The 24,139-nt window shown below is 74.0% G+C and carries 11 protein-coding genes; 8 read left to right on the top strand and 3 right to left on the bottom strand.

Annotation, left to right across the window (positions count from 1 at the left end):
• The first annotated feature begins 87 nt into the window (after window positions 1-87).
• From ACQ9ZG_RS00980 to ACQ9ZG_RS00965, 4 genes are read left to right on the top strand one after another with little or no spacing between them, the layout of a single operon-like run.
• On the top strand, window positions 88-1,137 hold the full coding sequence (locus tag ACQ9ZG_RS00980) for an iron-siderophore ABC transporter substrate-binding protein (RefSeq protein WP_109915482.1): 1,050 nt from the start codon (window positions 88-90) through the stop codon (window positions 1,135-1,137).
• 45 nt (window positions 1,138-1,182) lie between these two features.
• Window positions 1,183-2,970 carry an ABC transporter ATP-binding protein gene (locus tag ACQ9ZG_RS00975; RefSeq protein ID WP_109915483.1) on the top strand — a complete coding sequence of 596 codons (1,788 nt, stop codon included), beginning with the start codon at window positions 1,183-1,185 and terminating at the stop codon, window positions 2,968-2,970.
• A gap of 57 nt (window positions 2,971-3,027) precedes the next feature.
• Window positions 3,028-13,923: a non-ribosomal peptide synthetase gene (locus ACQ9ZG_RS00970; protein WP_499279652.1), complete on the top strand. Its 10,896-nt coding sequence runs from the start codon at window positions 3,028-3,030 to the stop codon at window positions 13,921-13,923.
• A gap of 9 nt (window positions 13,924-13,932) precedes the next feature.
• A complete protein-coding gene (locus tag ACQ9ZG_RS00965) occupies window positions 13,933-15,633 on the top strand; it encodes an ABC transporter ATP-binding protein (protein ID WP_109915643.1) in 1,701 nt (566 codons plus the stop codon).
• A gap of 28 nt (window positions 15,634-15,661) precedes the next feature.
• On the opposite strand, the gene ACQ9ZG_RS00960 is transcribed toward ACQ9ZG_RS00965, so the two are convergent.
• Window positions 15,662-16,762: an alpha/beta hydrolase-fold protein gene (locus tag ACQ9ZG_RS00960; protein WP_499279651.1), complete on the bottom strand. Its 1,101-nt coding sequence runs from the start codon at window positions 16,760-16,762 to the stop codon at window positions 15,662-15,664.
• 172 nt (window positions 16,763-16,934) lie between these two features.
• Between ACQ9ZG_RS00960 and ACQ9ZG_RS00955 the strand changes: the two genes are divergently transcribed.
• On the top strand, window positions 16,935-17,612 hold the full coding sequence (locus ACQ9ZG_RS00955; protein WP_109916389.1) for a helix-turn-helix domain-containing protein: 678 nt from the start codon (window positions 16,935-16,937) through the stop codon (window positions 17,610-17,612).
• 35 nt (window positions 17,613-17,647) lie between these two features.
• On the opposite strand, the gene ACQ9ZG_RS00950 is transcribed toward ACQ9ZG_RS00955, so the two are convergent.
• Complete coding sequence (locus tag ACQ9ZG_RS00950; RefSeq protein WP_109916390.1) at window positions 17,648-18,532, bottom strand: universal stress protein; 885 nt, start codon at window positions 18,530-18,532, stop codon at window positions 17,648-17,650.
• Between the two features lie 245 nt (window positions 18,533-18,777).
• On the opposite strand from ACQ9ZG_RS00950, the gene ACQ9ZG_RS00945 reads away from it, so the two are divergent.
• Window positions 18,778-19,680: a universal stress protein gene (locus ACQ9ZG_RS00945; RefSeq protein ID WP_028417147.1), complete on the top strand. Its 903-nt coding sequence runs from the start codon at window positions 18,778-18,780 to the stop codon at window positions 19,678-19,680.
• A gap of 260 nt (window positions 19,681-19,940) precedes the next feature.
• Here the strand turns inward: ACQ9ZG_RS00945 and ACQ9ZG_RS00940 are convergent, their stop codons facing one another.
• Window positions 19,941-20,945 (bottom strand): Acg family FMN-binding oxidoreductase, encoded by a 1,005-nt coding sequence (locus ACQ9ZG_RS00940; protein ID WP_109916391.1) that lies wholly within the window; start codon window positions 20,943-20,945, stop codon window positions 19,941-19,943.
• A gap of 277 nt (window positions 20,946-21,222) precedes the next feature.
• Here ACQ9ZG_RS00940 and ACQ9ZG_RS00935 point away from each other — a divergent pair, with 277 nt between their 5' ends.
• Both ACQ9ZG_RS00935 and ACQ9ZG_RS00930 read left to right on the top strand, forming a co-directional pair.
• On the top strand, window positions 21,223-22,092 hold the full coding sequence (locus tag ACQ9ZG_RS00935) for a universal stress protein (RefSeq protein ID WP_028417145.1): 870 nt from the start codon (window positions 21,223-21,225) through the stop codon (window positions 22,090-22,092).
• A gap of 313 nt (window positions 22,093-22,405) precedes the next feature.
• Window positions 22,406-24,139, top strand: coding sequence for a sensor histidine kinase (locus ACQ9ZG_RS00930; RefSeq protein WP_499279649.1), 1,734 nt, complete (start codon window positions 22,406-22,408; stop codon window positions 24,137-24,139).

The following is a 24,139-nucleotide window of genomic DNA, read 5'->3' as shown; positions in this document are numbered from 1 at the left end:
AGGCTAGGCTGGCCTCACTTGGACGGGATAAGGTTTGCTCGCCCTCGTAACGAGGCGCAGTGGCAGCGCGAAAGCAAGGGATCCTGGATGTTTCTCCATCGAACGACGTCCGTTCGGCCGCGCCGGCGGCTGGCCGCGGCACTCTCCGTCGCGGCTCTCGGCGTCGGCCTTCTCACCGGCTGCGGCACCGAGACGGAGGGCAAGAAGAGCGACGACGCCCCCGCCGCCGCCTCCGGCGCGTTCCCGGTCACGGTGGAGCACGCCTTCGGGTCCACGAAGGTGGAGAAGGCGCCCCAGCGGGTCGTCTCCGTGGGCTACACCGACGACCAGGCCATCCTGGCCTTCGGCATCAAGCCGGTCGGCATGGTCGACCAGTACCCCAACCCCGTGGGCCAGGTCCCCGACATCAACACCCAGTGGCCCTGGGTGAAGGACAAGTGGGGCGACACCCGCCCCGAGGTCGTCATGAAGAACGGCGACGCGGGCCCCAACTTCGAGAAGATCGCCTCCCTGCGCCCCGACCTGATCATCGCGGTCTACTCCGAGGTCGACCAGGCCGCCTACGACAAGCTCTCCAAGATCGCGCCCACCGTCGGCCGCACCAAGGCCGAGAAGGAGCCCTTCAGCGCTCCGTGGCAGGACAACGCGGTCCACATCGCCAAGGCGCTCGGCAAGGAGTCCGAGGGCAAGGAGCTGGTGAAGGGCATCCAGGACAAGCTCGACGCGGCCAAGAAGGACAACCCCGCCTTCGCCGAGCAGAAGGCCGTCGCGCTCTCTTGGTACAAGGGCGCGGTGTACCCCTTCACCTCCACCGATGTGCGCGGGCAGCTGGTCACCGGTTCCGGCTTCGGCTACCAGACCGAGATCGACAAGATCGCCGACGGCAAGTTCTCCACCGAGCTGTCGCCCGAGCGCATCGACCTGATCGACGTCGACCGGATCTTCGTCATCAACGACAAGGCCGACACCGAGGCGCTGAAGAAGTTCGAACTCTTCGCCAACCTCCCCGCCGTCAAGAACGGCAAGGTCTCCTACCTCCTGGACAGCGAGGGCCCGGCCATCGGCGCCGCCATGTCCCAGGGCACCCTGCTCTCCCTGCCGTACGCGATCGACGAACTCGTGAAGTCGGCGAAGTAGTGTGATCGCCGAACTGCCCTCCCCCCACAGAGAACTGGCGGTTGTGTGAGCGTCACCGACATCCCCGCGGCCCCGGCGAAGCTGCGTACGGCGACGGGGAGGGAGGCCACCGGGTGGGTCGCGGCACACTGCCGCCAGGCCCCGTGGCTCACCCTCTCCACCGTGCTCACCACCGTCGCCGGAGCGGCCCTCCAGGTGGTCCCCGTGCTCCTGCTGGGCCGGGTGGTCGACGGGGTGGTCGGTGGCGAACCACGCTCGGTGCTCGTCACCGTCGGCGTCCTGATGGTGGCTGCCGCGCTCCTCGGCGCGGCGGCCACCGCGGCCTCCACGTACCTCATCGGGCGGCTGGGCGCCGAACTGCTCGCCCGGCTCCGCGAGAGCGCCGTCCGCGCCGTGCTCGGCATGCCGAGCGCCCGCGTCGAACAGGTCGGCCGGGGCGACGTGCTCTCCCGGGTCGGGGACGACGTGGCCGTGCTCTCCAAGGGCATCCGGCAGGCCATCCCCACCGTCTTCTCGGCCGGGGTGCTGGTCGCCATCGCCACCCTCGGCATGTTCGGCCTGGACTGGCGGCTCGGCATCGCCGGGGCCTGCGCCCTGCCCGCTTACGTCTTCGCCCTGCGCTGGTACCTGCCGCGCTCGGCACCGCTGTACCGCAAGCAGCGCATCGCCCAGGCCGACCGGGCCCAAGCGCTGATCAGCGGGCTCAACGGGATCGACACCGTACGGGCGTACCGCCTGGAGGGCGACGTCCGCGAGAAGGTCACCGCCGAGTCCTGGCGGGTGCGCAACCTCGGCATCGAGGTCTTCCGCTTCTTCGGCCGGTTCGTCGGCCGGGAGAACCGCGCCGAGTTCATCGGCCTCGTCCTGATCCTGGTGGTCGGATACGCCCTCCTGGAGGCCGACGCCGCGACGCTCGGCGAGGTCTCGGCCGCCCCGCTGATGTTCCACCGGCTGTTCACCCCGCTCGGCGCCATCATGTTCACCTTCGACGAGGCCCAGAAGTCCGGCGCCGGCCTCACCCGGCTGGTCGGGGTGCTCGGGGAGCCGGCGGAGCAGCGGCTCGTGGGCGACGCCTCCGTCACCCGAGCCGAGGACGTGCCGTACGCGGTCACGGTGGAGAACCTGACGTTCAGCTATCCCGACACCGAGGAACCGGTGCTGCGGGAGGTCGGCCTGACGATTCCGGCCGGTGGTTCCCTGGCGCTGGTCGGTGCGACGGGGGCCGGAAAATCGACCCTGGCCGCGCTGATCGCCGGCATCGGGACCCCGCAGTCCGGAGCCGTACGCATCGGGTCCCGGGATCTCGCCGGGCTCGACGAGGCCGAGGCGCGGTCCCTGGTGAGCATCCTCACCCAGGAGACGCACGTCTTCTCCGGTCCGCTCTCCGACGACCTGCGCCTCGCCGCACCCGGGGCGAGCGACGAGGAGCTGATGGAAGCACTGCGGACCGTCGGCGCCGACGGCTGGGTCGGATCACTCCCCGGCGGACTGCACGCCGTGGTGGGGGAGGGCGGCGAGCGGCTGGACGTCACCAAGGTCGCGCAGGTCGCGCTCGCCCGCCTGGTGCTGAGCCGCTCCCCGGTGGTCGTCCTCGACGAGTCGACCGCCGAGGCGGGCAGCGAGGGCGCCGCCGAGCTGGAGCGTGCCGTCCGGGCCGCCTGCGCGGGCCGCACCACGCTCTTCGTCGCCCACCGGCTGACCCAGGCGATGGCGGCCGACCGGATCGCCGTCCTGGACGCCGGCCGGGTGGTGGAGGAGGGCACACACGAGGAACTCGTGGCGCTGGGGGGCATGTACGCGCGGCTGTGGCGTGCCTGGCGCGAAGGAAGTTAGGTCAACCGCAACAAGGTCAGGCTGGCTTGCGTACCTTGGAAGGGTGCTGAGTTTTCGATGACGGGACCGACCGCTCCTCACGTACGTCTCTCTCCCGCCCACTTCACCTCCGTACGGCGGCGGACCGGCGGCGACCACGGCGACCTGGTCATCGCCCGGGCGTGTGCCATAGGCCTGGCCTACTGGGCGACGGGCAGCAGCCCCGACGGCATCGACCTCACCCCGGGCACCTCCTTCGCCGACGTCCTCGGCTGGGCCGACAACGGCGGCGGCGTGAGCCCGGGCTGGGACGTCGCGGCGGACGGCCTGGCCATCACGGTCCCGGACGGCGTCGAACGGGCCGAGGCGCAGCTCGCCCTGGACGACCTGGCCGACTTCCCGGACCGGCCCGTCGGCACCATCGCCCCCTCCGGCATCGCGGCGCGCGTCGAGACCCTCGCCCGGTGGAACGACAACCGGGCCGACCGCCCCCGCCCCACCGTCGTGGAGCTGTTCCAGGAGCAGGCGCGCGCCAGGCCGGACGCCGTCGCGGTCACCGACGAGCACCGGACCCTGACGTACCGGGAAGTGGCCGAGAAGTCCGCCCAGCTGGCCCATCATCTGATCGAGCGCGGGCTCGGCCCCGAACAGGTCGTCGGGATCTCCCTCGGCCGCTCCGCCGACATGGTCGTCGGCCTCCTCGCCGTCCTCCGGGCCGGGTGCGCGTTCGTCCCGCTCGACCCGCAGTGGCCCGCCGCCCGCCGGGCCGTCGTCATCGAGGACGCCCGCGTCGTGCTCCAGCTGAGCGGCTCCTCGGAGGCGGACCCCGCCGAGCCGGACGCCGTCCCCGTCGACCTCGGCCACTGGGCCTACGGCTCCCACCCGGCGGAGGGGCCCGAGGCGACCGTCCACGCCACCTCACTGGCGTACGTCATCTTCACCTCGGGCTCCACCGGCCGGCCCAAGGGCGCCATGATCCGCCACGAGGCGATCAGCGAGCGGCTGCTGTGGCAGCGGGAGGAGATCCTGCGGTTCGGCCACGACGACGCGTCGCTCTTCAAGGCACCGCTCTCCTTCGACATCTCCCTCAACGAGATCTTCCTCCCGCTGGTCTCCGGCGGCAGGCTGGTGATCCTGCGCCCCGGCGGCGAACGCGACCCGCACCATCTGCTGAGCGTGATCGACGAGCAGCGCGTCACCTTCACCTACCTGGTCTCCTCCATGCTGGACGTCCTCCTGGAGATCGAGGCCGGATCCGGCCGCCTCGACAGCCTGCGCCACGTCTGGTGCGGCGGCGAGGTGCTGACCCCCGAGCTGTACGAGCGGTTCCGCACCCGCCTCGACATCCCCATGTACCACGGCTACGGCCCCGCCGAGACGACCATCGGCGTATCCCACGTCATCTACCGGGGCGCGGCCGAACGCCTGTCGACCTCGATCGGCCGGGCCAACCCCAACACCCAGCTCTATGTGCTCGACGACGAACTGCGCCCGGTCCCGGTGGGCGTCGGCGGCGAACTCTACGTCGGCGGGCTCCTCCTGGGCCGCGGCTACGTCGGCGCCCCCGGCCTCACCGCCTCCCGCTTCGTCGCCAACCCCTTCGCCACCGACGGCTCCCGCCTCTACCGCACCGGCGACCTGGCCCGCTACGCCCCGGACGGCTCCCTGGACTTCCTCGGCCGGGCGGACAACCAGATCAAGATCCGCGGGATGCGGCTGGAGATCGAGGACGTCGAGGCCTCCCTCGCCGAACACCCCCGCGTACGGCACAGCTGTGTCGTGGCCCGGAAGAACAGCGCGGGCGGCACCTACCTGGTGGGGTACGTCATCCCCACGGGCGGCGCCGAGGAGCTGACGGCGGAGGAGGTGACGGCCTGGGCAGGCGCTCACATGGTCGAGTACATGGTCCCCGCCCACCTCGTCGTCCTCACCGAGTTCCCGCTCACCGCCAACGGCAAGATCGACCGTGCCGCCCTGCCCGAACCCGCCCGGCCCACCGGCACCGTCACCGCGCCCACCACCGAGAACGAGCGCCTGGTGTGCGCGGCGGTCGCCACCGTGCTGCGCCTCGACGACGTCGGCGTCGACCAGGACTTCTTCCAGCTGGGCGGCGACAGCATCCTCGCCATCTCCCTGCTGAGCGCCCTGCGGGACGCGGGCCTCTATGTGACGGCCCGCCAGATCTTCACCCACGGAACGCCCGGAGCCCTGGCCGCCGTGGCGAGCCGCGAGGACACCGCCACCGTGGACCACGGCGACACCGCCACCGGGGCCGTCGTCGGATCGCCCGTCGTGCAGTGGCTCGGCGAGACCACCGACGCGATCGACGGCTTCGTGCAGTCCGTCGTCCTCAACACCCCGGCCGGGCTGACCGCCGACGCCCTCGGCACCCTCCTGGACGCCCTCCTCGAACGCCACGACATGCTCCGCGCCCGGCTGGTGCGCGGCGAGCGCTGGAGCTTCGACATCCCCCCGGCCGGACGGACCACCGCGGGGTGGCAGGCGAGCGACCGGCCGCTGGAGGAGTGCGTCGAGCGGGCCACCGAGGGGCTCGACCCGGAGAACGGCGTGATGCTGCGGGCCGTCTGGCGCCCGGAGGCCCGCCAACTGGTCCTGGTCGCCCACCATGTGGTGATCGACGGTGTGTCCTGGCGGATCCTGATGGACGACCTCGCCACCGCCTGGCGTCAGTACACCTCGGGCGGCACCGTCCGACTCCCGCCCGTCGGAACGTCGTTCCGGCGCTGGACCCAACTGCTCGGGCGCGCCGCCTTCGACGCGGACCTCGCCCACTTCCGGCGCGCCCTGCCCGGCCCGGACGCGCCGATCGGCCGACGCGCCCTCACCGGCGCCGACACCGTGGCCCGGGAGCGGACCCGCACCGTCACCGTCGGCCCCGAGGAGACGGCCGCCCTGCTGGGCGAGGTCCCCGCCCGGTTCCACGCGGGCGCCAACGACGTCCTGCTCACCGCCCTGGCCGTCGCCCTCGCCCGGTGGCGACGCGACCGGGGAGAGGAGCAGACCTTCGCCCACATCGAGCTGGAGGGGCACGGCCGCGAGGGGCGGTTCGTCGCGGACGCGGCCGGGTTCGAACCCGAACTCTCCCGTACGGTCGGCTGGTTCACCACCCTGTTCCCGGTGACCGTCGACCCCGGCACGGCCCCCGACCCCACCGCTCCCGGCTACCTCGCGGCCGCCCTCAAGGCGGTCAAGGAAGACCTCGCCCGGGTCCCGAGCAACGGCCTCTCCTACGGCGCCCTGCGCTACCTCACCGAGACCATGCCGACCGCACCCGCACCCCAGGTGCTCTTCAACTACCTGGGCCGCTTCGACGCGGGAGCCGCCGGGGACTGGCAGCTCACCGGCACCACCGGCCAGTTGGGCGAGAAGCGCGACCCCAGGATGAGGCTGCCGCGCGCCCTGGAGTTCAACGCCATCGCCGAACCCGACGCGAGCGGCGCGTACGGACTCGTCACCACGATCTCCTGGCCCGAGGGGCTCTTCACCGACGACGACATCACCACGCTCGGCGGCTACTTCCGCGCGGCCCTCGCCACCCTCGCCACCCTGGAGGAGGGCGGCCACACCCCCAGCGACTTCCCGCTGGTGCCGCTCACCCAGGCCGACGTGGACGACCTGGACAGCGCGGAGCTGCGCGACATCCTGCCGCTCACCCCGCTGCAGGAAGGCCTCTACTTCCACTCGGTCTTCGACGACGACGCCACCGGCAGCTATGTCGAACAGCAACTGCTCACCCTGGACGGCGAGGTGGACGCCGACCGGCTCGCGGCGGCGGCCAACCGGCTGCTCACCCTCTTCCCCAACCTCGCGGCCCGCTTCACCGCCCTGGCCGACGGCCGCGTCGTCTCCGTCGTCGAGAGCGGCCGCCGGGCGCCCTTCACCACCCTCGACCGCCCCGCCATCACCGACGAGGAGATCCGCGACCTCGCCGAGCGGGACCGCCGCGCCGGGTTCGACCTGGCCACCGGCCCCCTCATGCGCTACACGCTGGTCCGCGCCGGAGCCGGCCGCACCGTCCTCGTCCAGACCGTGCACCACATCATCGCGGACGGCTGGTCCGTCCCGCCGATGCTCCGCGCCCTGCTGGCCGAGTACCACGCCCCGGGCTCCGTGCACCCGGTCGGCGGCTACCGCGACTACGTGAGCTGGCTCGCCGGACAGGACCAGGACGAGAGCGACCGGGTGTGGCGCGAGGAACTCGCGGAGCTTCCCGGGCCCTCCCTGGTCGCCGAAGGCCACACCCCCTCCGAGCGGTTCGCGGACGTCGCCACCGAGCCCGCCGAGGACATCGACGTCGCCGCACGCTCGGCGGGCGTCCCCCTCAGCGTGGCCGTCCACAGCGCCTGGGCGGTGACCCTGGGCTCCCTCCTGCACGGCCGGGACGTCGTCTTCGGCTCCACCGTCTCCGGACGCGACGCCGATGTCCCCGGCATCCGCGACATGGTGGGACTCTTCATCAACACCATTCCCGTACGTGCCCGTTGGTCCGCGACCGACACCGCGTACGACCTGCTCACCGCGGTCAGGGAGCACCAGAGCGCGGTCCTGCCCCACCAGCACGTCTCCCTGGCGAGGACCGGCCGCCTGGCGGCAGGTGCGGGCTCGCTCTTCGACACCCTGGTCGTCTTCGACGTCGCCACCGACGTGGCCGCCCTGCGCGGCCCGGACGACACCCTCACCATCACCGGCATCGTCAACGAGGGCGCCCCGCACTACCCGTTGACACTCGTCGTCGAGCGGTCGGCGGACGGCCGCCCGCGCTTCAACCTCATCCACGACGGGGAGCTGCTGCGCCGGGAGAGCGCCGAGACGATCCTGGCCGCCTTCACCCGGACCCTCACCGAGCTGCTGAGCCGCCCGGACGCCCGGGTCGACGAGCTGGCGGCCGGGACGGACCGGGTGCCGGAGCCGGTGACCGCGACGACCCTGGGCGAGCTGTTCGACACGGCGGCGGACCGCGACCCCGCCGCCACCGCCGTCACCCAGTGCGCCCTGGACGGCTCCACGCGCTCCCTGGCGTACGGCGGACTCCGTGCGGCGAAGGACGCGCTGGCCTCCGTACTGCGGGCGGCCGGGGTCGGCCCCGGGCAGCGGGTCGCCGTCGCCGTCCCGCGCTCCCTGGAGCAGGTCGTCGCCCTCGTCGCCGTCGTCACCGCCGGAGGCGCGTACGTACCGCTCGATCTCGCCTACCCGGACGAGCGGCTGGAGTACATCCTCGCCGACGCCGCCCCGCAGGTCGTCCTGGTCGACCGGGAGCAGCACGAGCGCTTCACCCGGCTGCTGGACCGGGCCGGGGTGGACGCCCGGGTGCTCGTCCAGGGAGAGGAGGGCCTCCCGGGGTCCGGCGTCCCGGCGGCCGTGGTCCGCCCGCAGGACCCCGCGTACGTCATCTACACCTCCGGCTCCACCGGCCGCCCCAAGGGCGTCGTCGTCCCGCACGCCGCCGTGGTCACGCTCCTCGCCAACACCCGGCCGGAGATGGACTTCGGGCCACGGGACGTCTGGGTCCAGTTCCACTCCTTCTCCTTCGACTTCGCCGTCTGGGAGCTGTGGGGCGCCCTCGTCCACGGCGGCGAGCTGCTGGTGCCCGACTACGCGCTGACCCGCTCACCGGTCGACTTCCACCGGCTGGTCCGCGAACGCGGCGTGACCGTCCTCAACCAGACCCCCTCCGCCTTCCACCGGTTCATCGAGGCCGACCTGCACGCCGGCGAACCGGTCACGGCCCTGCGCCGGATCATCTTCGGCGGCGAGGCCCTGGACCTCGGGCGGCTGCGCGGCTGGGTCGAGCGGCACGGCACGACATCGCCCGAGCTGGTCAACATGTACGGCATCACCGAGACCACCGTCCATGTCACCCACCGGGTGCTGGACGCACGGGACTTCGCGCGCGGTACGGACGTCAGCCCGATCGGCGGCCCCATCCCCGGTCTGACCACGTATCTGCTCGACGACCGGCTCCGGCCGGTGCCGCCCGGGCGGGTGGGCGCCATCTACGTCGCGGGCGACCAGCTCTCCCTCGGGTACCTGGGCCGCCCCGGACTCACCGCGAGCCGGTTCGTGGCCGACCCGTTCGCCGCCGACGGCTCCCGGATGTACCACACGGGCGACCTCGCCCGCCGGACCCTCGACGGTGAGCTGGAGTTCGCCGGCCGGGCCGACGACCAGGTGCAGCTGAAGGGGTTCCGCGTCGAGCTGGGCGAGGTCGAGGGCGCGATACGGGAGGTGGACGGCATCGTGGACGTCGCCGTCACCGTGGCCGGGAGCGGCGACCACCTGGTCGCCCATGTCGTGGGAGACGCACCCGCCGACCTCGCCGCGCGCCTCGCCGCCAAGCTGCCCGTCCACATGGTCCCGGGCCGGGTGCTGGCCCTCGACGCACTGCCGCTGACGGTCAACGGCAAGCTCGACCGCAAGGCCCTCACCGAACGCGCCGCCACCGAGCAGGACGGCGGCGGAGCCGCTCCCACCGGCTCCGGACTCACCGCGCTGGTCACCCTGTTCGCCGAGGCCCTGCCCGGAGCCACCGTCGACGCCGACACCGACTTCTTCGGCGCGGGCGGCGACAGCATCGTCGCCATCACCGTCATCAACCGCGCCCGCGCCCTCGGCCTGCCGATCGCACCCCGGGACGTCTTCCTCCTCAAGACCCCGCGCGCCCTCGCCGCCCACCTGGCCACCACCGCCCCCGAGACCGCGCCCGCCCCGGCGGCCCGCCGCGAGGACGGCCCCCTGCCCCTCACCCCGATCGTCCTGCGCCGGCGCGCGCTGGGCGGATCCCTCGACCGGTTCGCCCAGGCCAGGACCCTGGAGGTGCCCGACACCGCCGGCCTGCCCGACATCCGGCGCGCCGCCAGCGCCGTCCTGGCCGCCCACCCGGCCCTGCGGCTCCGGCTCCACATCGAGCACGGCGTCTGGGCCCTGCGCACCGAACCCGCCCGCGAGGCCGCGGTCACCACCCCGGACACCACCGACGCCACCGCCGCCGCGAACGCCGCCGCCGGGCAGCTCGACCCGGAGACCGGGAACCTCATCGCCTTCACCTGGCTGGCCGCGACCCGCACCCTGGTCGTCACCGTCCACCACCTCGCCGTCGACGCGGTGTCCTGGCTGATCCTCCTGGACGACCTGACCACCGCCCTCACCGGTTCCGCCCTGCCGCCCCCGACCACCCCGTACGCGGAGTACGCCGAGGCCCTCGCCGTACGCGCGGCCGAGTCGGCCGACGGGCTCGGGCACTGGATCACCACCCTCCGGGCCCCGGCACCGCTCCCCGCGCCCACCGGGCTGCGGGAGACCACCGTCGCCCTCCCGCCCGACGTCAGCGACCTGGTCACCCGCAGCGCCCCCGCCGCACTCGGCGTCGGCCTCACCGAGCTGCTCTGCGGCGCCCTGCGCACCGCGCTCACCCAGGTCCAGCCGGACCCCACCGACCTGGCGATCGACCTGGAGCGTCACGGCCGGGTCCCGGCGGCGGACCACCACGACTACACCCGTACCGTCGGCTGGTTCACCTCCATCGCCCCCGTCCGCCTCACCCCGCACACCGACCCCGTGGCCGCCGCCCGCGAGGTCGCCGCCCGCCAGCCCGACGAACAGGGCCACGTGGCGTACGGCCTGCTGCGCCACCTCAACCCGCAGACGGCCCCCCTCCTCACCGCCCACCCCCAGGTCCTCTTCAACTACCTCGGCCGGGGCGGCGAGTCGCAGGCCCTCCACATCACCGGCGGCGAGCAGCACAGTCCGTACGCCGTGGAGGTCAACGCCTGGACCGACGAGGCCACCGGCGGTCTCCACGCGGCCTTCACCCTCGCCGAGGGCGTCCCCGACGCGATCACCGGCCACTGGCTCACCGCCCTCACCCGGATCGCCACCGCCGCCGCGACCGCCGAGCGCACGGCACCGGTCACCCCGCTCCAGCGCGGCCTGTTCTTCCAGGCCCAACTGGCGGGCGCGGCCGGGCACTACGTGGCCCAGAGCTACTTCACCTTCGACCGGCGCCTGGACACCGGCGCCCTGGCCGAGGCGATGGCGCACGTCATCGCCCGCCACCCGGTCGTCGGCGCAGGGTTCACCACCGACGACGACGGCAACCCGGTCCAACTCCTGCGGGCCGGACGGCGCGTCGACGTCCGCACGGTCGAACCGGCCACGGACGCCGAGGTGGACGACCTGTGCACCCGCGACCGGGAGCGCGGCTTCGACCCGGGCGAGCCGCCGCTGATCCGGGTGACGGTGCTCCACCTGCCGGACGGCCGGGACGGGCTGCTGCTCAGCTACCACCTGCTGCTCTGGGACGGCTGGTCCCGCGAGATCGTGCTGCGGGACCTGTTCGACGCGTACGAGGCCGTCGTGGCGGGCCGCCCGTGGGACGCCACCCCGGCCGTGCCGGGCTTCGAGGAGTACGCCCGGGCGCTCGCCGCCAGGGACCAGGCGGCGTCCGAGCGCTTCTGGGCGGACCACCTGGCCGGTCTCGCGGGGCCCACGCTGCTCGCCGGACCCGCCCCGGCCCTGAGCGAGGAGCTGCCGAGCCCGCTGGTGGAGACGCTCTCCGCCGAGCTGACGGAGGCGCTGAAGGAGGCGGCCCGGGTCCATGGCGTCACCCTGAACTCCGTGCTGACCGGGGCGTTCGGCCTGCTGCTCGGAGCCCGTACCGGACGGAGCGACGCCGTCTTCGGCGTGACCGTCTCGGGCCGGGAGGGCGACGGGCACGGCGACATCGTCGGCGTACTCCTCAACACCGTGCCGATGTGGACCAGGGCCCGGCCCGACGAGACGGTCGGCGCCTATCTGTCCGGTGTGCAGGCGGCCCGGGTGGCGGCGATGGACCACGAGCACCTGGGGCTCGGGGAGATCCAGCGGGCCGCCGGCCACGACACCCTCTTCGACAGCCTCTTCGTCCTCCAGAACTTCCTGGACCTGGACGCCTTCGCCGCGATGAACGCCCGCCACGGCATCACCTCCGTCCGGGCGGACGACTCCACGCACTACCCGTACACCTGGGTCGTCACCCCCGGCGACCGGCTCACCGTCAAGCTGGAGCACCGCCACGGCGACCCCGCATCCGCCCGCCGTCTCCTCGACGACTACCTGCGGGTGCTGGAGGACGTGGCACGGGCGACCGGGCCGCTGGGCGCGCTCCGGGGCCTGGGGCCGGACCCCGAGCCCGTCGCGCGCACCGGGATCGGCACCGACACCGTCGTCGACCGCTTCGACCTCGCCGCCGACCGGCACCCCGACCGGATCGCGCTCGTCGCGGACGGCGCCACCCTGACCTTCGCCCAGCTCCGCGACCGCAGCCGCACCCTGGCCGGTGTGCTCGCCGCCCGGGGGATCGGGCCGGAGACCACCGTGGGCCTGGCGATCCCGCGCTCCCTCGACTGGGTCGCCGCGCTCTTCGCCGTCCTGCGGGTCGGCGCCGCGTACGTACCGCTGGAGCTGGACCACCCGGACGAGCGGATCGCCACCATCGTCGAGGACGCCCGGCCCGAGGTGATCCTCACCGTGAGCACCGTGTCACCCCGGCTGACCGGCGAGCTGATCGAGCTGGACCGCCCGCTGCCGGACGCGGAGCCGTACGTGACGTTCGCCCCCGGTGATCCGGATCGGCTGCGCCACCCCGCGTACACCATCTACACCTCCGGATCGACCGGGAAGCCGAAGGGCGTGGTGACCGAGTACGCCGGTCTCACCAACATGCTGATCAACCATCAGCGCCGCATCTTCGAGCCGGTCCTCGCCGGGCACGGCCACCGGACCTTCCGGATCGCGCACACCGTGTCGTTCGCCTTCGACATGTCGTGGGAGGAGCTGCTCTGGCTGGCCGACGGGCACGAAGTGCACATCTGCGACGAGGAGTTGCGCCGCGACGCCCCCCGGCTCGTCGCGTACTGCGGCGAGCACGCGATCGACGTCGTCAACGTGACCCCGACCTACGCGCAACAGCTCGTCGCCGAAGGGCTGCTGGACAACCCGCACCAGCGGCCCCCGCTCGTCCTGCTGGGCGGCGAGGCCGTCACCCCGACGCTCTGGCAGCGCCTCGCAGAGACCGAGGGCACGGTCGGCTACAACCTGTACGGCCCCACCGAGTACACCATCAACACCCTCGGCGTCGGCACCTTCGAATGCCCCGACCCGGTGGTGGGCGTCGCCATCGACAACACCGAGGTGTACGTCCTCGACCCCTGGCTGCGGCCGCTGCCCGACGGGGCCCCAGGTGAGCTGTACGTGGCGGGCGTCGGCATCGCCCGCGGCTATCTGGGGCAGAGCGCCCAGACCGCGCACCGCTTCGTCGCCTGCCCGTTCGGCGCGCCCGGCGAGCGCATGTACCGGACCGGGGACCTGGTGGTCCGCCGGCCCGACGGCAACATCGTCTACCTCGGCCGCACCGACCAGCAGGTCAAGATCCGCGGCCACCGGGTCGAACTGGGGGAGGTGGAGGCCGTGTTCGCCGCCCACCCGGCGGTCCGGTTCGTCGCCGCGGTCGCCCAGCCCGACCCGCAGGTCGACGGAGCCCACCGGCTGGCCGCCTATCTGGTCCTGGAAGGAGCGGAGTTGGCGGCGGTCGCGGGTGAAGTGAGCGCGGCCCTGCCGGACTTCCTGCGCCCGACCCACTTCGCCCAGGTCGACAGCATCCCGCTGACCGTGAACGGGAAGGCCGACACCAAGGCGCTGCCCGAGGCCCGGCCGCTCGGCGCGCTGACCACGGCGGGGGAGCGCGGCCCGGAGACCGGGACGGAGACCGTGGTCTGCGAGTTCTTCGCCGAGGCACTGGACCTGGACGACGACGAGGTGAGCGCGGTGAGCGATTTCGTCTCCCTCGGCGGACACTCCATGCTGGCGGTACGGCTGATCGGGCTGCTCCGCCGCGAGTACGGTCCGGTGGTCACCATCCGTGATCTGTTCGCCCTGCGCACCCCCGAAGCGATCGCCCGCCACCTCGACGAGAACTGACACCCCCTGATGAAGACTGACACGCAGCGGCCCCGCCCCGGCGCCGCCATCCTGCGGACCGCCCTGCGCCGCAACATCGGCGCCATGATCGCGGGCACCGTCCTGATGGGCCTCTACCAGGCGGCCGAGACCGCGTTCCCCATCGCGCTCGGCATGATCGTCGAGCACACGATGCAGGACCGCAGCCTCGGCTCGCTCGGGGTGTCGATCGGCTCCCTCGCGGTGATCATCACGACGGTGTCGCTGTCGTGGCGGTTCGGCATGCGGGTGCTCCAGAAGGCCAACACGACCGAGGCGCACCGCTGGCGGGTCCAGGTCGCCGCCTGCGGGCTCCAGCCGGTGGCCCGGGACGTGGACGGCCTCAAGTCCGGCGAGGTCCTCACCATCGCCACCGAGGACGCCGACCAGACCGCCGACATCATCGAGGTGGTGCCGCTGCTGATCAGCTCCCTGGTCGCGGTGGTCGTGGCGGCGGTCGCGCTGAGCCTGGCCGACATGCGGCTCGGGCTGCTGGTGGTCGTGGGAACCGTCGGCATCCTGTCGATCCTCGCCGTGATGTCCAGGAGGATCGGCTCCAGCACCCAGGAACAGCAGGCCAGGGTGGCGCGGGCCGGGGCCAAGGTCGCCGACCTCATCATCGGGCTGCGCCCGCTCCACGGCTTCGGCGGCAACCACGCCGCGTTCGGCTCCTACCGCGAGGTCAGCACCGACGCCAAGCGGCAGGCGATCACCGTCGCCCGGGTGAACGGCGCCTACGCGGGCACCGCCCTGGCCCTCAACGCGGTCCTCGCCGCCGCCGTCTCCCTGACGGCCGGCTGGCTGGCCTTCGACGGCCAGATCTCCATCGGTGAACTGGTCATGGCCGTGGGGCTCGCGCAGTTCATCATGGAACCGCTGAAGATGTTCTCGGAGATGCCCAAGTACGTGATGATCGCCCGCGCCTCCGCCGAGCGCATGGCCCTGGTGCTCTCCGCCCCGTCGGTCCCGGCACCCGGGTCCGGACGCCCCGAGCCCGGCGGGGACCTGGAGGTCGACGGCGTACACCACGGAACCCTGCGCGGAGTCAAGTTCCGCATCGGGGCGGGGGAATTCGTCGCCATCGCCCCCTACCAGCCGCGCGCGGCCGCCGACCTGGCCGCCGTGCTCGCGGTGAACGTGCCGCCACCCGCCTACGCGGGGGCGGTGCGGCTCGGCGGCCGGGAGCTGGCGGAGCTGTCGGTGGCGGCGGTCCGGGAACACCTGCTGGTGAACCCGTACGACGCGGAGATCTTCGGCGGCACCCTGCGGACCAACATCGACCCGTCGGGCAGCAGCCGCACGCTCCCCGAGGCCGTCGAGGCGTCCATGCTCACCGATGTCGTCGCCCTCCACCGCGACGGGCTGGACTACGCGGTCCGCGACCGGGGCGCCAACCTCTCCGGCGGGCAGCGCCAGCGGCTCTCGCTGGCCCGGGCGCTGGCCGCCGACACCGACGTCCTGGTGCTGCACAACCCGACCACGGCCGTCGACGCGGTCACCGAACAGCTCATCGCCCGCAACATCGCCAAGCTGCGCCGGGGCCGCACCACGCTCGTGATCACCAGCAGCCCGGCCCTCCTGGACGCGGCCGACCGGGTGCTGGTCCTGGACGAGGGGGTCATCACCGCGGAGGACACCCACCGCAACCTGCTCGCGAGCGACGAGGCGTACTGCCTGGCCGTGGCCCGGTAGTACCCCCGCCCCAGCGCCCCGCCCCGGCTCAGCCCAGCGCCCAGGCGACGTCCCGGACCAGGGCGTGCCGCCAGCCCGCGCGGTCGTGGTCCGAGGCGGACCGGGAGATCCGTACGGTCGCCCCGGCCCGCTCGGTGAGCGATTCGGCCAGCTCGCAGTGGGGCAGCATCCGCGTCTCGTGCTCGCCCACGTCGAACGCGCAGCGCAGCCCGGACAGGTCGGGTCCTTCGCGCAGGAGTCCGGCGATCGTCCCGCCGACCGGCCCGCCCAGCGGGTCCGCCGCCTCCTCGGCGCCGGGCGCCCACCAGAACGACCCCGACTGACAGGCGACCCGGGAGACCAGCTCCGGGAACGCCAGCGCCGCGTAGAGCGCGCTGAGCCCGCCCAGGCTCTGCCCGGCGACCACCAGGCGGCTCACGTCGGCCGGTACGCCGGACCCGGCCACCAGCGGCAGCAGCTCGTCCCGGACCGCCTCCCACAGCCCGGGGCGGCACCCGAACTCGGCCGACCGGTCCTTCGCCGGCAGGAACACCAGGGTGACGGGCTCCGACTCCCCCGCGGCCACGGCGGACGCGAAGGCGGTCATCGCCGGGTGGAGGTACAGCCAGTCGTCCCCGTCCAGCAGCAGGACCACCGGGCCGCCACCGCCCACCGGATGGACGCGCACGGTCCGCCGCCCGCCGAGCCGCCCGCTGCTCCAGCGCAGCCGGGTCTCCGGCAGCGGCAGCACGGCGTCCGGGCCGAGGGCGGGCCAGTGCGGCTGGGGCGGAGCGTCCGGGGTCGCGGCGATGGACCGGTCACCGCCCGCCCCGGCCGGGTTGAGGGGGTCGGCGCGGGGCTCGCCGTCCACCAGGAAGCGGTAGGTCACCCGCAGCCGCGCGGGCATGGGGACCTCCGCGTACCAGCAGTCCGTGTCCTCCCACCGGAGCAGCGGGACCGGCCCCGACCAGCTCTCGAAGTCCAGGACGGCCGGGGAGCCCCGCCAGAGGAACAGAGCCGTCCAGCCGCCGTCGGCGGGAACGGGGCGAGGGGAGCGGGCCGCTGCCCAGAAGGCGTCGGTGCCGGGCTCACCGGGGAGCCCGAAAGGAGCGAAAGGGTTGGTCGCGTCCGCCGCGAGGCGCATGAACATCTCCTTGCGCGAGGGGATGGAAAAGGGCCGGGCCCACCATGCATTAGGCGAGCCTAACCTTAGGGGTTCTCGGTCGGGTTTTCCGGACTGCGCCCGGTCCGGGGTCTCGTTAGCGTGGGCACGCAGGGCCCCGCCCCGCTGAGCCGACGCCCACGAGCCGAAGGACGAGACGATGTCCCCAGCACCGCAGTCGCCGCGCGGCGACATCGGCCGACGCGTCGCGGCGCGCCGCCACCAACTCAGCCTGTCCCGGCAGGACGTGGCCCTGCGGGCGGGTGCCGCACCCGGCTACATCCAGTACGTGGAGGAGCAGTCCGCCACCCCCGGCATCGGCTTCCTCCTCCGGCTGGCGGACGCCCTGGAGACCACGGTCCAGGAGCTGACCGGCGGGACCGTGGACCTTCCGGCCGGGCTCGGCCGGGCGGCGCGCGAGGCCCGGATGGCCGAACTCGACGAGGCGGAGTGCCGCGAGCTGCTCGGTGACCACGGGGTGGGGCGGGTGGCGCTGACCGGGGGCGACGGCCCGGTCGTCCTGCCGGTCAACTACCAGGTGCTGGACGGCGAGGTCATGTTCACCACCGGGGACCGCTCCCCGCTCGCCGCGGCGGCCGGCACGGAGATCGCCTTCGAGACCGACCACATCGACGACGCCTTCAGCAAGGGCTGGAGCGTCCTGCTCGTGGGGACCGTCCGGGCCGTGGAGGACGAGAGCGAGGCGCTCCGGCTCAGGGAGGCGGCGTACTCGGGACCCTGGGCGGGGGAGGGGCGCGAACACGTCATGATTCTCACGCCCCGGCGCACCACCGGGCGCAGGATCATCGTGGCCGACGCCCCGGAGGACACCCGCTGACCCCCCCCTGCCGACCGCCGCAGGGCGCAGCGGGCTCACTCGAACGGCACGACCGCCACCGGCGCCGGGCTGTGGTGGATCGCGGCGTGTGCGACATGGCCGAGGTGCGGCCCCACCGGGGAGCGCCGGCTCCGCCGCCCCACGATCAGCAGCCCCGCACTCCGCGACGCGTCCACCAGTTCGGCGGCCGCGGGGCCCACGACCGCCCGCTCCGTCACCCGGACGGCCGGGAACTTCCGCCGCCAGGGCCGCACCAGGTCGGCCAGCCCCTCTGCGGCCCGCCGGCCCTGCGCGCCGCCGGCACCGGGATCCAGGACCGCCGCGTACCCGTGGGCAGGCGACGGGGACCAGCTGTGGACGATCCGCAGCTCCTCGTTCCTGCGGGCGGCGTGACCGAAGGCGAAGGCCAGCACCGGGTCGCACGGCTGGTCGAGGTCCAGCCCCAGCACGATCCCCGAGGGCGGGCCGTCGGCGCCCGGCACGGACGTGGCCGCCCGGGTGCCCTCCGGCGACCGCACCAGCACCACCGGCCGCCGTGCCCGGCCGACGACCGCGAGGGACACCGAACCGATCAGGAAGCCGACGACACCGCCGACCCCCCGCGACCCCAGCACGGTCACCTCGGACTCGTTGGCGGCGGCGGTCAGTTCGGCCGGGGCGCGCCCCCGGACCATCTCCGTGGTCACGTCGAGCCCGGGGCGCTCGCGCCGTACCCGGTCCACCGTGCTCCGCAGCAGGGTCTCGTACCGCTCGACCAGCGCTTCGGCGGAGAGCACCGGCACCTCCGCGGTGACCGGCCACTCCTCCACATGCATCAGGTGCAGCGGAGCGTCGAGCAGGGAGGCCTCCGCCGCGGCCCAGCGCGCCGCCGCGAGGCTCTCGGGGGACTCGTCCATTCCGACGGTGACGTGGGCTGTCATGACCAGGGCCTCCTCGGTACGGCGGGCTCCGGCTGCGGAACCGCGCGGGGGCTCCGACGGCGGAACCACGGGATCCAGCCTCCCCGCCCGGGTGGGGGCCGGGCAGGGGCCGACAGGGCCGGATCGGGGCCGAAGGGCCCATCTGCGGGGGCTGCCCCGCGGTGCGACCGTGGAGAGGAAAGCCCCCCATGGCCACCCCGAAGCCCCATGGCCACCCCGAGGATGGCCACCCCCGAGGAGGACCCATGACCAGCGACCTTCCCGACCCCGTGGAACTCGGCGCCGTCGTCGTCGGAGTGGACGCCTCGCCGCAGGCGCGGACGGCCGCCCTGTGGGCCGCCGCCGAGGCCGGCCACCGCGGGCAGCCGCTGAACATCGTCCATGCGGCCGACATCGAGGGCCGGTCCGTCCTCACCCCGACCGAGACCCTCCGGGCCCTGCGGGAGGCGGGGAACGAACTGCTGGACGGGACCGCGGAGGCCGTCCGGGCCGCCCATCCCGGTCTGACCGTGACGAAGGAGCTGAGCAACCGTGACGCGGTCTCCTCCCTGCACGCGGCGGCCGGTGACCGGGGCACGATCGTCGTGGGCAGCAGGGGACTGGGCGGGTTCGCCTCGCTCACCCTCGGCTCCGTCGGCCTGGGGGTGGCCTCCCGGACCGAGGTACCGGTGACCGTCGTGCGCGGCGAGACCGACCGGCCGGCGACCGGGGTGGTCACCGCGGCCGTGCGGGGCCGGTCGGACCTCGACTGGGTGCTGATCGCCGCGGCGGAGGCGGAGGCGCGCCAGGCGTCCCTGCGGCTGCTGAGCGTCAGCAACGTGCTGACCCATGTCGGCAGGTTCACCACCATGCTCGACAGCATCGGGGAGATCACCGAGGAGAAGGCGCACGAGACGGCCGCCGTCGCCGAGGCGGTGCGGAAGCGGTATCCCGGCCTCACCGTCACCCACGACGTGGAGACGGGGACCAGCGTGCCCGGCATCCTCGTCGAGGCCACGGCCCTCACCGACCTGCTGGTGATGGGCGCCCGGCGCCGGATGCTCGGCTCCGGGGCGGCACTGGGCCGGGTCCCGCACGCCCTGCTGCACCACGGCCACTGCCCGGTCCAGATCATCCCGCCCGGCTACACCGCCACGACCGCGAGCTGAGCCGCCCGGTTCCCGTCGGCCTCACCGCACCTGGCCCGCCTCGTCCGGCCTCGGCCCGACCGCCGTCCACAGCGGCTCCCGGTCCCTCCGCCCCGGCTCCCTGTCCGGCCGGTCACGCGGCGTGGCCGACGCGCGCTCCTCGACAGGCGCTCCTCCCCGTGCACCGGACAGCCAGTGCACGGGGAGAAGTGCGCGTGGACGAATCCGGGCCGCCGGTTCGGAACCTGACGGCTCGACGGCCCCGTACCCCACGGTGAGGACTACTCCACGGTGAGGACCTCGCCCACCGGCCGACGCGGCGTCCGCGTGCCCCGGGGCCCGTACCCGAACCGGAACAGCATGTGGACGAAGCCGGTCAGCGAGCCGGGTTCACGGGTCAGAGCGCGCAGTTCGGGCCATTCGAGAGGCTGGGACATCAGCGAGGTGGACAGCCCGTCCAGCGTGGCCTGGAGGAGTACGCGCTCCATGGCCTGCCCCGCCCGCAGCCAGTCGGCGGGGGAGTCGTCCAGGGTGCCCAGGAGCGCGATCTGCGGCCGCTTCTCGAAGTCGGCGGAGATCCGGCCCGGCAGGCCGTGGCCCGGGTCGAAGTCACGGGCCGGGGCGGTCACACCGTACTGGCGGGGGCCGAAGGCGTACGACGGGATGCCCTCGGTGGCGGGCCCCTCACCGGCCCTGCCCGTACGGGTCCAGGAGGCGATCTCCTCGCGCAGCGCCGCGTCGGCGGACTCGAACAGCTCGGCGTCGCGGACCAGGTCCAGGACTGCGTCCGAGTGCCAGGTCCCCGGCACGATCAGCCGGCACCCCTCCAGGAGGGCGGCACCGCGCAGCCCGTCGAGGATCTCGCCCGGGATCCGCTCGTCGGAGAAGGGGAAGCGGCTGGTGTGCCGCTTCGGCAGCGCGGGATGGAGGTCGGCGAGCACCGGACCCGGGGCTTCCGGCTCCACCGGGTCGGGTTCCTGGAGCACCACCTCGGCCAGATGCCAGGGGTCACGGGGGTCGGGAAGCAGCTCGACAACGGCGTTCCAGCCGTGGTGGGCGGCCGACACCCGCAGATTGAACAGGGCCGCCCCGCACCCCAGATGCAGCCCGCGGCCGTCCGGGTCCCCGGCGGGCAGGCTGCGGTACGGGTCGCCGTACAGGGCGAGCGAACGGGCGCCCGCGCGGTGGATGAACCTCCACGGCTGGACGTTGTGCATGGACGGAGCGGTGACGGCGTCCTCGACCAGCGCCGTCACGGTCTCCACGAGTTCGTCTGTGGTGGGCATGGCTTCCTCTCCGCGCTCCCCGCAGCTCCACCCTCCGCCGCGACCTCCCCGCGCGGGGAGGGGCCGAACGGCCCTGTCCCCGGACCGACCGGGGCCCCTTTCCGGCCCCCCTGCGGCCCTTCCCCGGCCCCTCGCCCCCGGATCACCCTGGAATCCCCCGTCCGGCTCCGCCCCGACCGGTCCGGGAGATCCCCCGTACCCACCGCTCCAGGAGCCTCCCGTACCGCCCGGGAGCCCCCGGAGAGCAGGCAGCCCCGCGCGGCAGGAGGAACCCCTCATGAACACCTCGGCGTCACGCCAGGACATCGTCGTCGGCGTCGACCCCCGGGAGGACTGGCACCCGGCCGTCGGATGGGCGGCGGACGAGGCCCACCGCCGCGGCCTCCTGCTCCGGCTCGTCGTCGCCGTCCCCCCGCCGCACGAGCCACGCCGCCCCGGCGACCTCCCCCGCCACCGGGAGGCCGAGGAGGCCGCCACCCGCGCGCTGGAGGCGGCCGACGCCTGGGTGCGGGAGCGGCAGCCGGACATCCGGACCACCGCCACGCTCCTCGACGGGGTCCCCGCACCCACCCTGGCGGGCCTGACCCGCGAAGCCCGCATGGTGGTGCTCGGCTCCCGGCGGCTGAACCGGGTGGCGGAGTTCCTCAGCGCCGGTTCCGTCGCCGTCCCCGTCAGCGCGCAGGCGCACTGCCCCGTGGCCGTCGTGGGCCGGACCGCCCGGAGCGCGGGCCGGCCGCCGTACCTGGTGGTGGGCGTCGACGGGAGCGAGCCGTCGCAGGCGGCCCTGGCGCTGGCCCTGGAGGAGGCCGAGCTGAGGGGGTGCGCCGTACGGGCCGTGGCGGTGTGGCAGCCTCCGGTGTTCTCGCTCCGAGGCCGGGACGCCCCGCTCGGCACCGAGCGCCGGATGCTGGCCGGGACCGTGGCCGCGTGGGCCGAGAAGTACCCCGCTGTGCGGGTGGGCCACGAGGTGGTGACCGGCTCCCCGGTCGAGGCGCTGGCGGAGGCCGCCGAACACGCACAGGCCCTGGTGGTGGGCCGCCGGGGCGACGGCGGCTACCTGGGCATGCGCCTCGGCTCGGTCGTCCACGGGCTGCTGCACCGGGCTCCCTGCCCGGTGATCACGGTCCCGGTCGAGGAGCGGCCGTGACCGCGCACGGCCTCGCGCCGCGCCCGCACGACCTCGCACCGACCTCGTACGGACGTATGCCGATCCCGTACGGCCTGGGGGTGACCCCGTACGGCCTCGCGCTGACCCTGTACGGCCTCGCGCTGACCCCGTACGGCCTGGGGCAGAGCCTGTACGGCCCGGGGGTGGCCCCGTACGGACGCATACCGACCCCGTGCGGCCCCGACCTGACCCCGTACGGCCCGGCGCCCGACATGAGGCCGGGCGGTGCGGCGGCTACGTTGGAGGGGCGGACGCCGGCAGTCCGCCTCCCTCGAAGCCGCCGGAGGTACCCATGGGCGGGGAAGCCCGTGAGACCGGGCGGGCCAGGCTCCCGCGCCTGCGGCTCGACGAGCTGCTGGACGAGCTGCAGGGCCGGATCGACGAGGCCCGGGGCACCCGCGACCGGCTCAACGGCCTGCTGGAGGCCGTCATGTCGGTCGGCCGGGAACTGGCGCTGCCCCAGGTGCTGCGGGGCATCGTCGAGGCGGCGGTGGTCCTCGTCGACGCCGAGTACGGGGCGCTGGGCGTGATCGGGGACGACCAGAGGCTCTCCGAATTTCTCCCGATCGGCATCGGTGACGACGTACGGGAACGGATCGGCGACCTCCCCTCCGGCCACGGTCTCCTCGGCGAGCTGATCCGCCACCCGGAACCGCTGCGGCTCGGCGAACTCTCCGAGCACCCGACCTCGTACGGCTTTCCGCCCCACCACCCGCCCATGCACACCTTCCTCGGTGTGCCCATCCGGGTCCGCGAGGAGGTGTTCGGCAACCTCTACCTCACCGAGAAGCGCGGCGGCGCCGACTTCGACGCTGAGGACGAGGCGGTCGTCTCGACCCTGGCCGTCGCGGCGGGCATCGCCATCGAGAACGCCCGCCTCTACGAGGCCGGACGGCTGCGGGAGCGCTGGCTCGCCGCAGGCTCCGACTTCACCAGCGCGCTGCTCTCCGGCTCGCCGGAGCCGGAGGTCCTGGAAGGGATGCTCTCCGGGGCCGTGGACGTCGCCGGTGCCGACCTCGGCGTCTTCCACCTGGTGGGGGCCGAGGGCGAGCTGAGCGGCTCCCTCGCCCACGGGGAGCGGGCGGGGACGCATCGCGGGCTGGCGCTGCCGACCACCCGGGGCACCCTCGCCGGGGCCGTGCTCGCCGCGGACAGCCTCGTGACGGTCGCGGACATCGCGAACGACCCCCGGATCACCGTGCGGCCGGAGCGGTGGGCGGGGTTCGGCCCGGCGGTGGCCGTCATCGTGGGCACCAAGGAGAAGCTGAGCGGGGTCCTGATCCTCGCCCGGCTCCAGGGCGGTCCACCGTTCGCGGGGCCGGAGATCGCCTCGCTGCCGGACTTCGCCGGACAGGCCGCGCTCGCGCTCGAACTGGCCGAGCGCCGCCGGGCCGCCGAACGGGTCAGCCTGCTGGAGGACCGCGACCGGATCGCCCGCGATCTGCACGACCTCGCCATCCAGCGGCTCTTCGCCACCGGGATGACCCTCCAGAGCGCCCGCCCGTTCGTGGAGCGCCCGGAGGCCGCGGAGCGGCTGGGCCGCGCGATCGACGACCTCGACACCACCATCAAGATCATCCGCTCCGCGATCTTCGGCCTCCGCGACCACGAACCCACCGGGGACGCCCCCGGCCTGCGGACCCGGGTCGTCCAGGCGGTGGACGCCGCCGCGCCCTCGCTCGGCTTCCCTCCGGCCCTGCGGATGGAGGGTCTGATCGACACGGACGTGCCCCAGGAGGTGGCCGACCAGGTGGTCGCGGTGATCGTGGAGGCCCTGAGCAACATCGCCCGCCACGCGGGGGCGGACCGGGCCGAGGCGGCGGTCGTCGCCGGGGGCGGCGCGCTGACGGTGACCGTGACCGACGACGGCGTCGGCCTCCCGGAGGGCGCCCACGGCAGCGGGCTGTGCAACCTCGCGGAACGGGCCGGGCGGCTGCGGGGCACCTTCTCCGCCACCGCACGGCCCGCCCCGCACCACGGCACGGTCCTGGAGTGGCGGGTCCCGCTCCCGGCAGGGCGCGGCTAG

The organism is Streptomyces araujoniae (genome assembly GCF_050871195.1).
Classification (GTDB): domain Bacteria; phylum Actinomycetota; class Actinomycetes; order Streptomycetales; family Streptomycetaceae; genus Streptomyces; species Streptomyces bacillaris.
Note: the sequence above shows the minus strand (reverse complement) of the source record. Positions and strands in the feature narration are given on the sequence as shown.

Excerpts from the sequence above, each read along its gene's own strand:
- ACQ9ZG_RS00980 (WP_109915482.1), top strand. The coding sequence starts at position 88 with ATGTTTCTCCATCGAACGACGTCCGTTCGGCCGCGCCGGCGGCTGGCC.
- ACQ9ZG_RS00970 (WP_499279652.1), top strand. The coding sequence starts at position 3,028 with ATGACGGGACCGACCGCTCCTCACGTACGTCTCTCTCCCGCCCACTTC.
- ACQ9ZG_RS00965 (WP_109915643.1), top strand. The coding sequence starts at position 13,933 with ATGAAGACTGACACGCAGCGGCCCCGCCCCGGCGCCGCCATCCTGCGG.
- ACQ9ZG_RS00960 (WP_499279651.1), bottom strand. The coding sequence starts at position 16,762 with ATGTTCATGCGCCTCGCGGCGGACGCGACCAACCCTTTCGCTCCTTTC.
- ACQ9ZG_RS00955 (WP_109916389.1), top strand. The coding sequence starts at position 16,935 with ATGTCCCCAGCACCGCAGTCGCCGCGCGGCGACATCGGCCGACGCGTC.
- ACQ9ZG_RS00950 (WP_109916390.1), bottom strand. The coding sequence starts at position 18,532 with ATGACAGCCCACGTCACCGTCGGAATGGACGAGTCCCCCGAGAGCCTC.
- ACQ9ZG_RS00945 (WP_028417147.1), top strand. The coding sequence starts at position 18,778 with ATGACCAGCGACCTTCCCGACCCCGTGGAACTCGGCGCCGTCGTCGTC.
- ACQ9ZG_RS00940 (WP_109916391.1), bottom strand. The coding sequence starts at position 20,945 with ATGCCCACCACAGACGAACTCGTGGAGACCGTGACGGCGCTGGTCGAG.
- ACQ9ZG_RS00935 (WP_028417145.1), top strand. The coding sequence starts at position 21,223 with ATGAACACCTCGGCGTCACGCCAGGACATCGTCGTCGGCGTCGACCCC.
- ACQ9ZG_RS00930 (WP_499279649.1), top strand. The coding sequence starts at position 22,406 with ATGGGCGGGGAAGCCCGTGAGACCGGGCGGGCCAGGCTCCCGCGCCTG.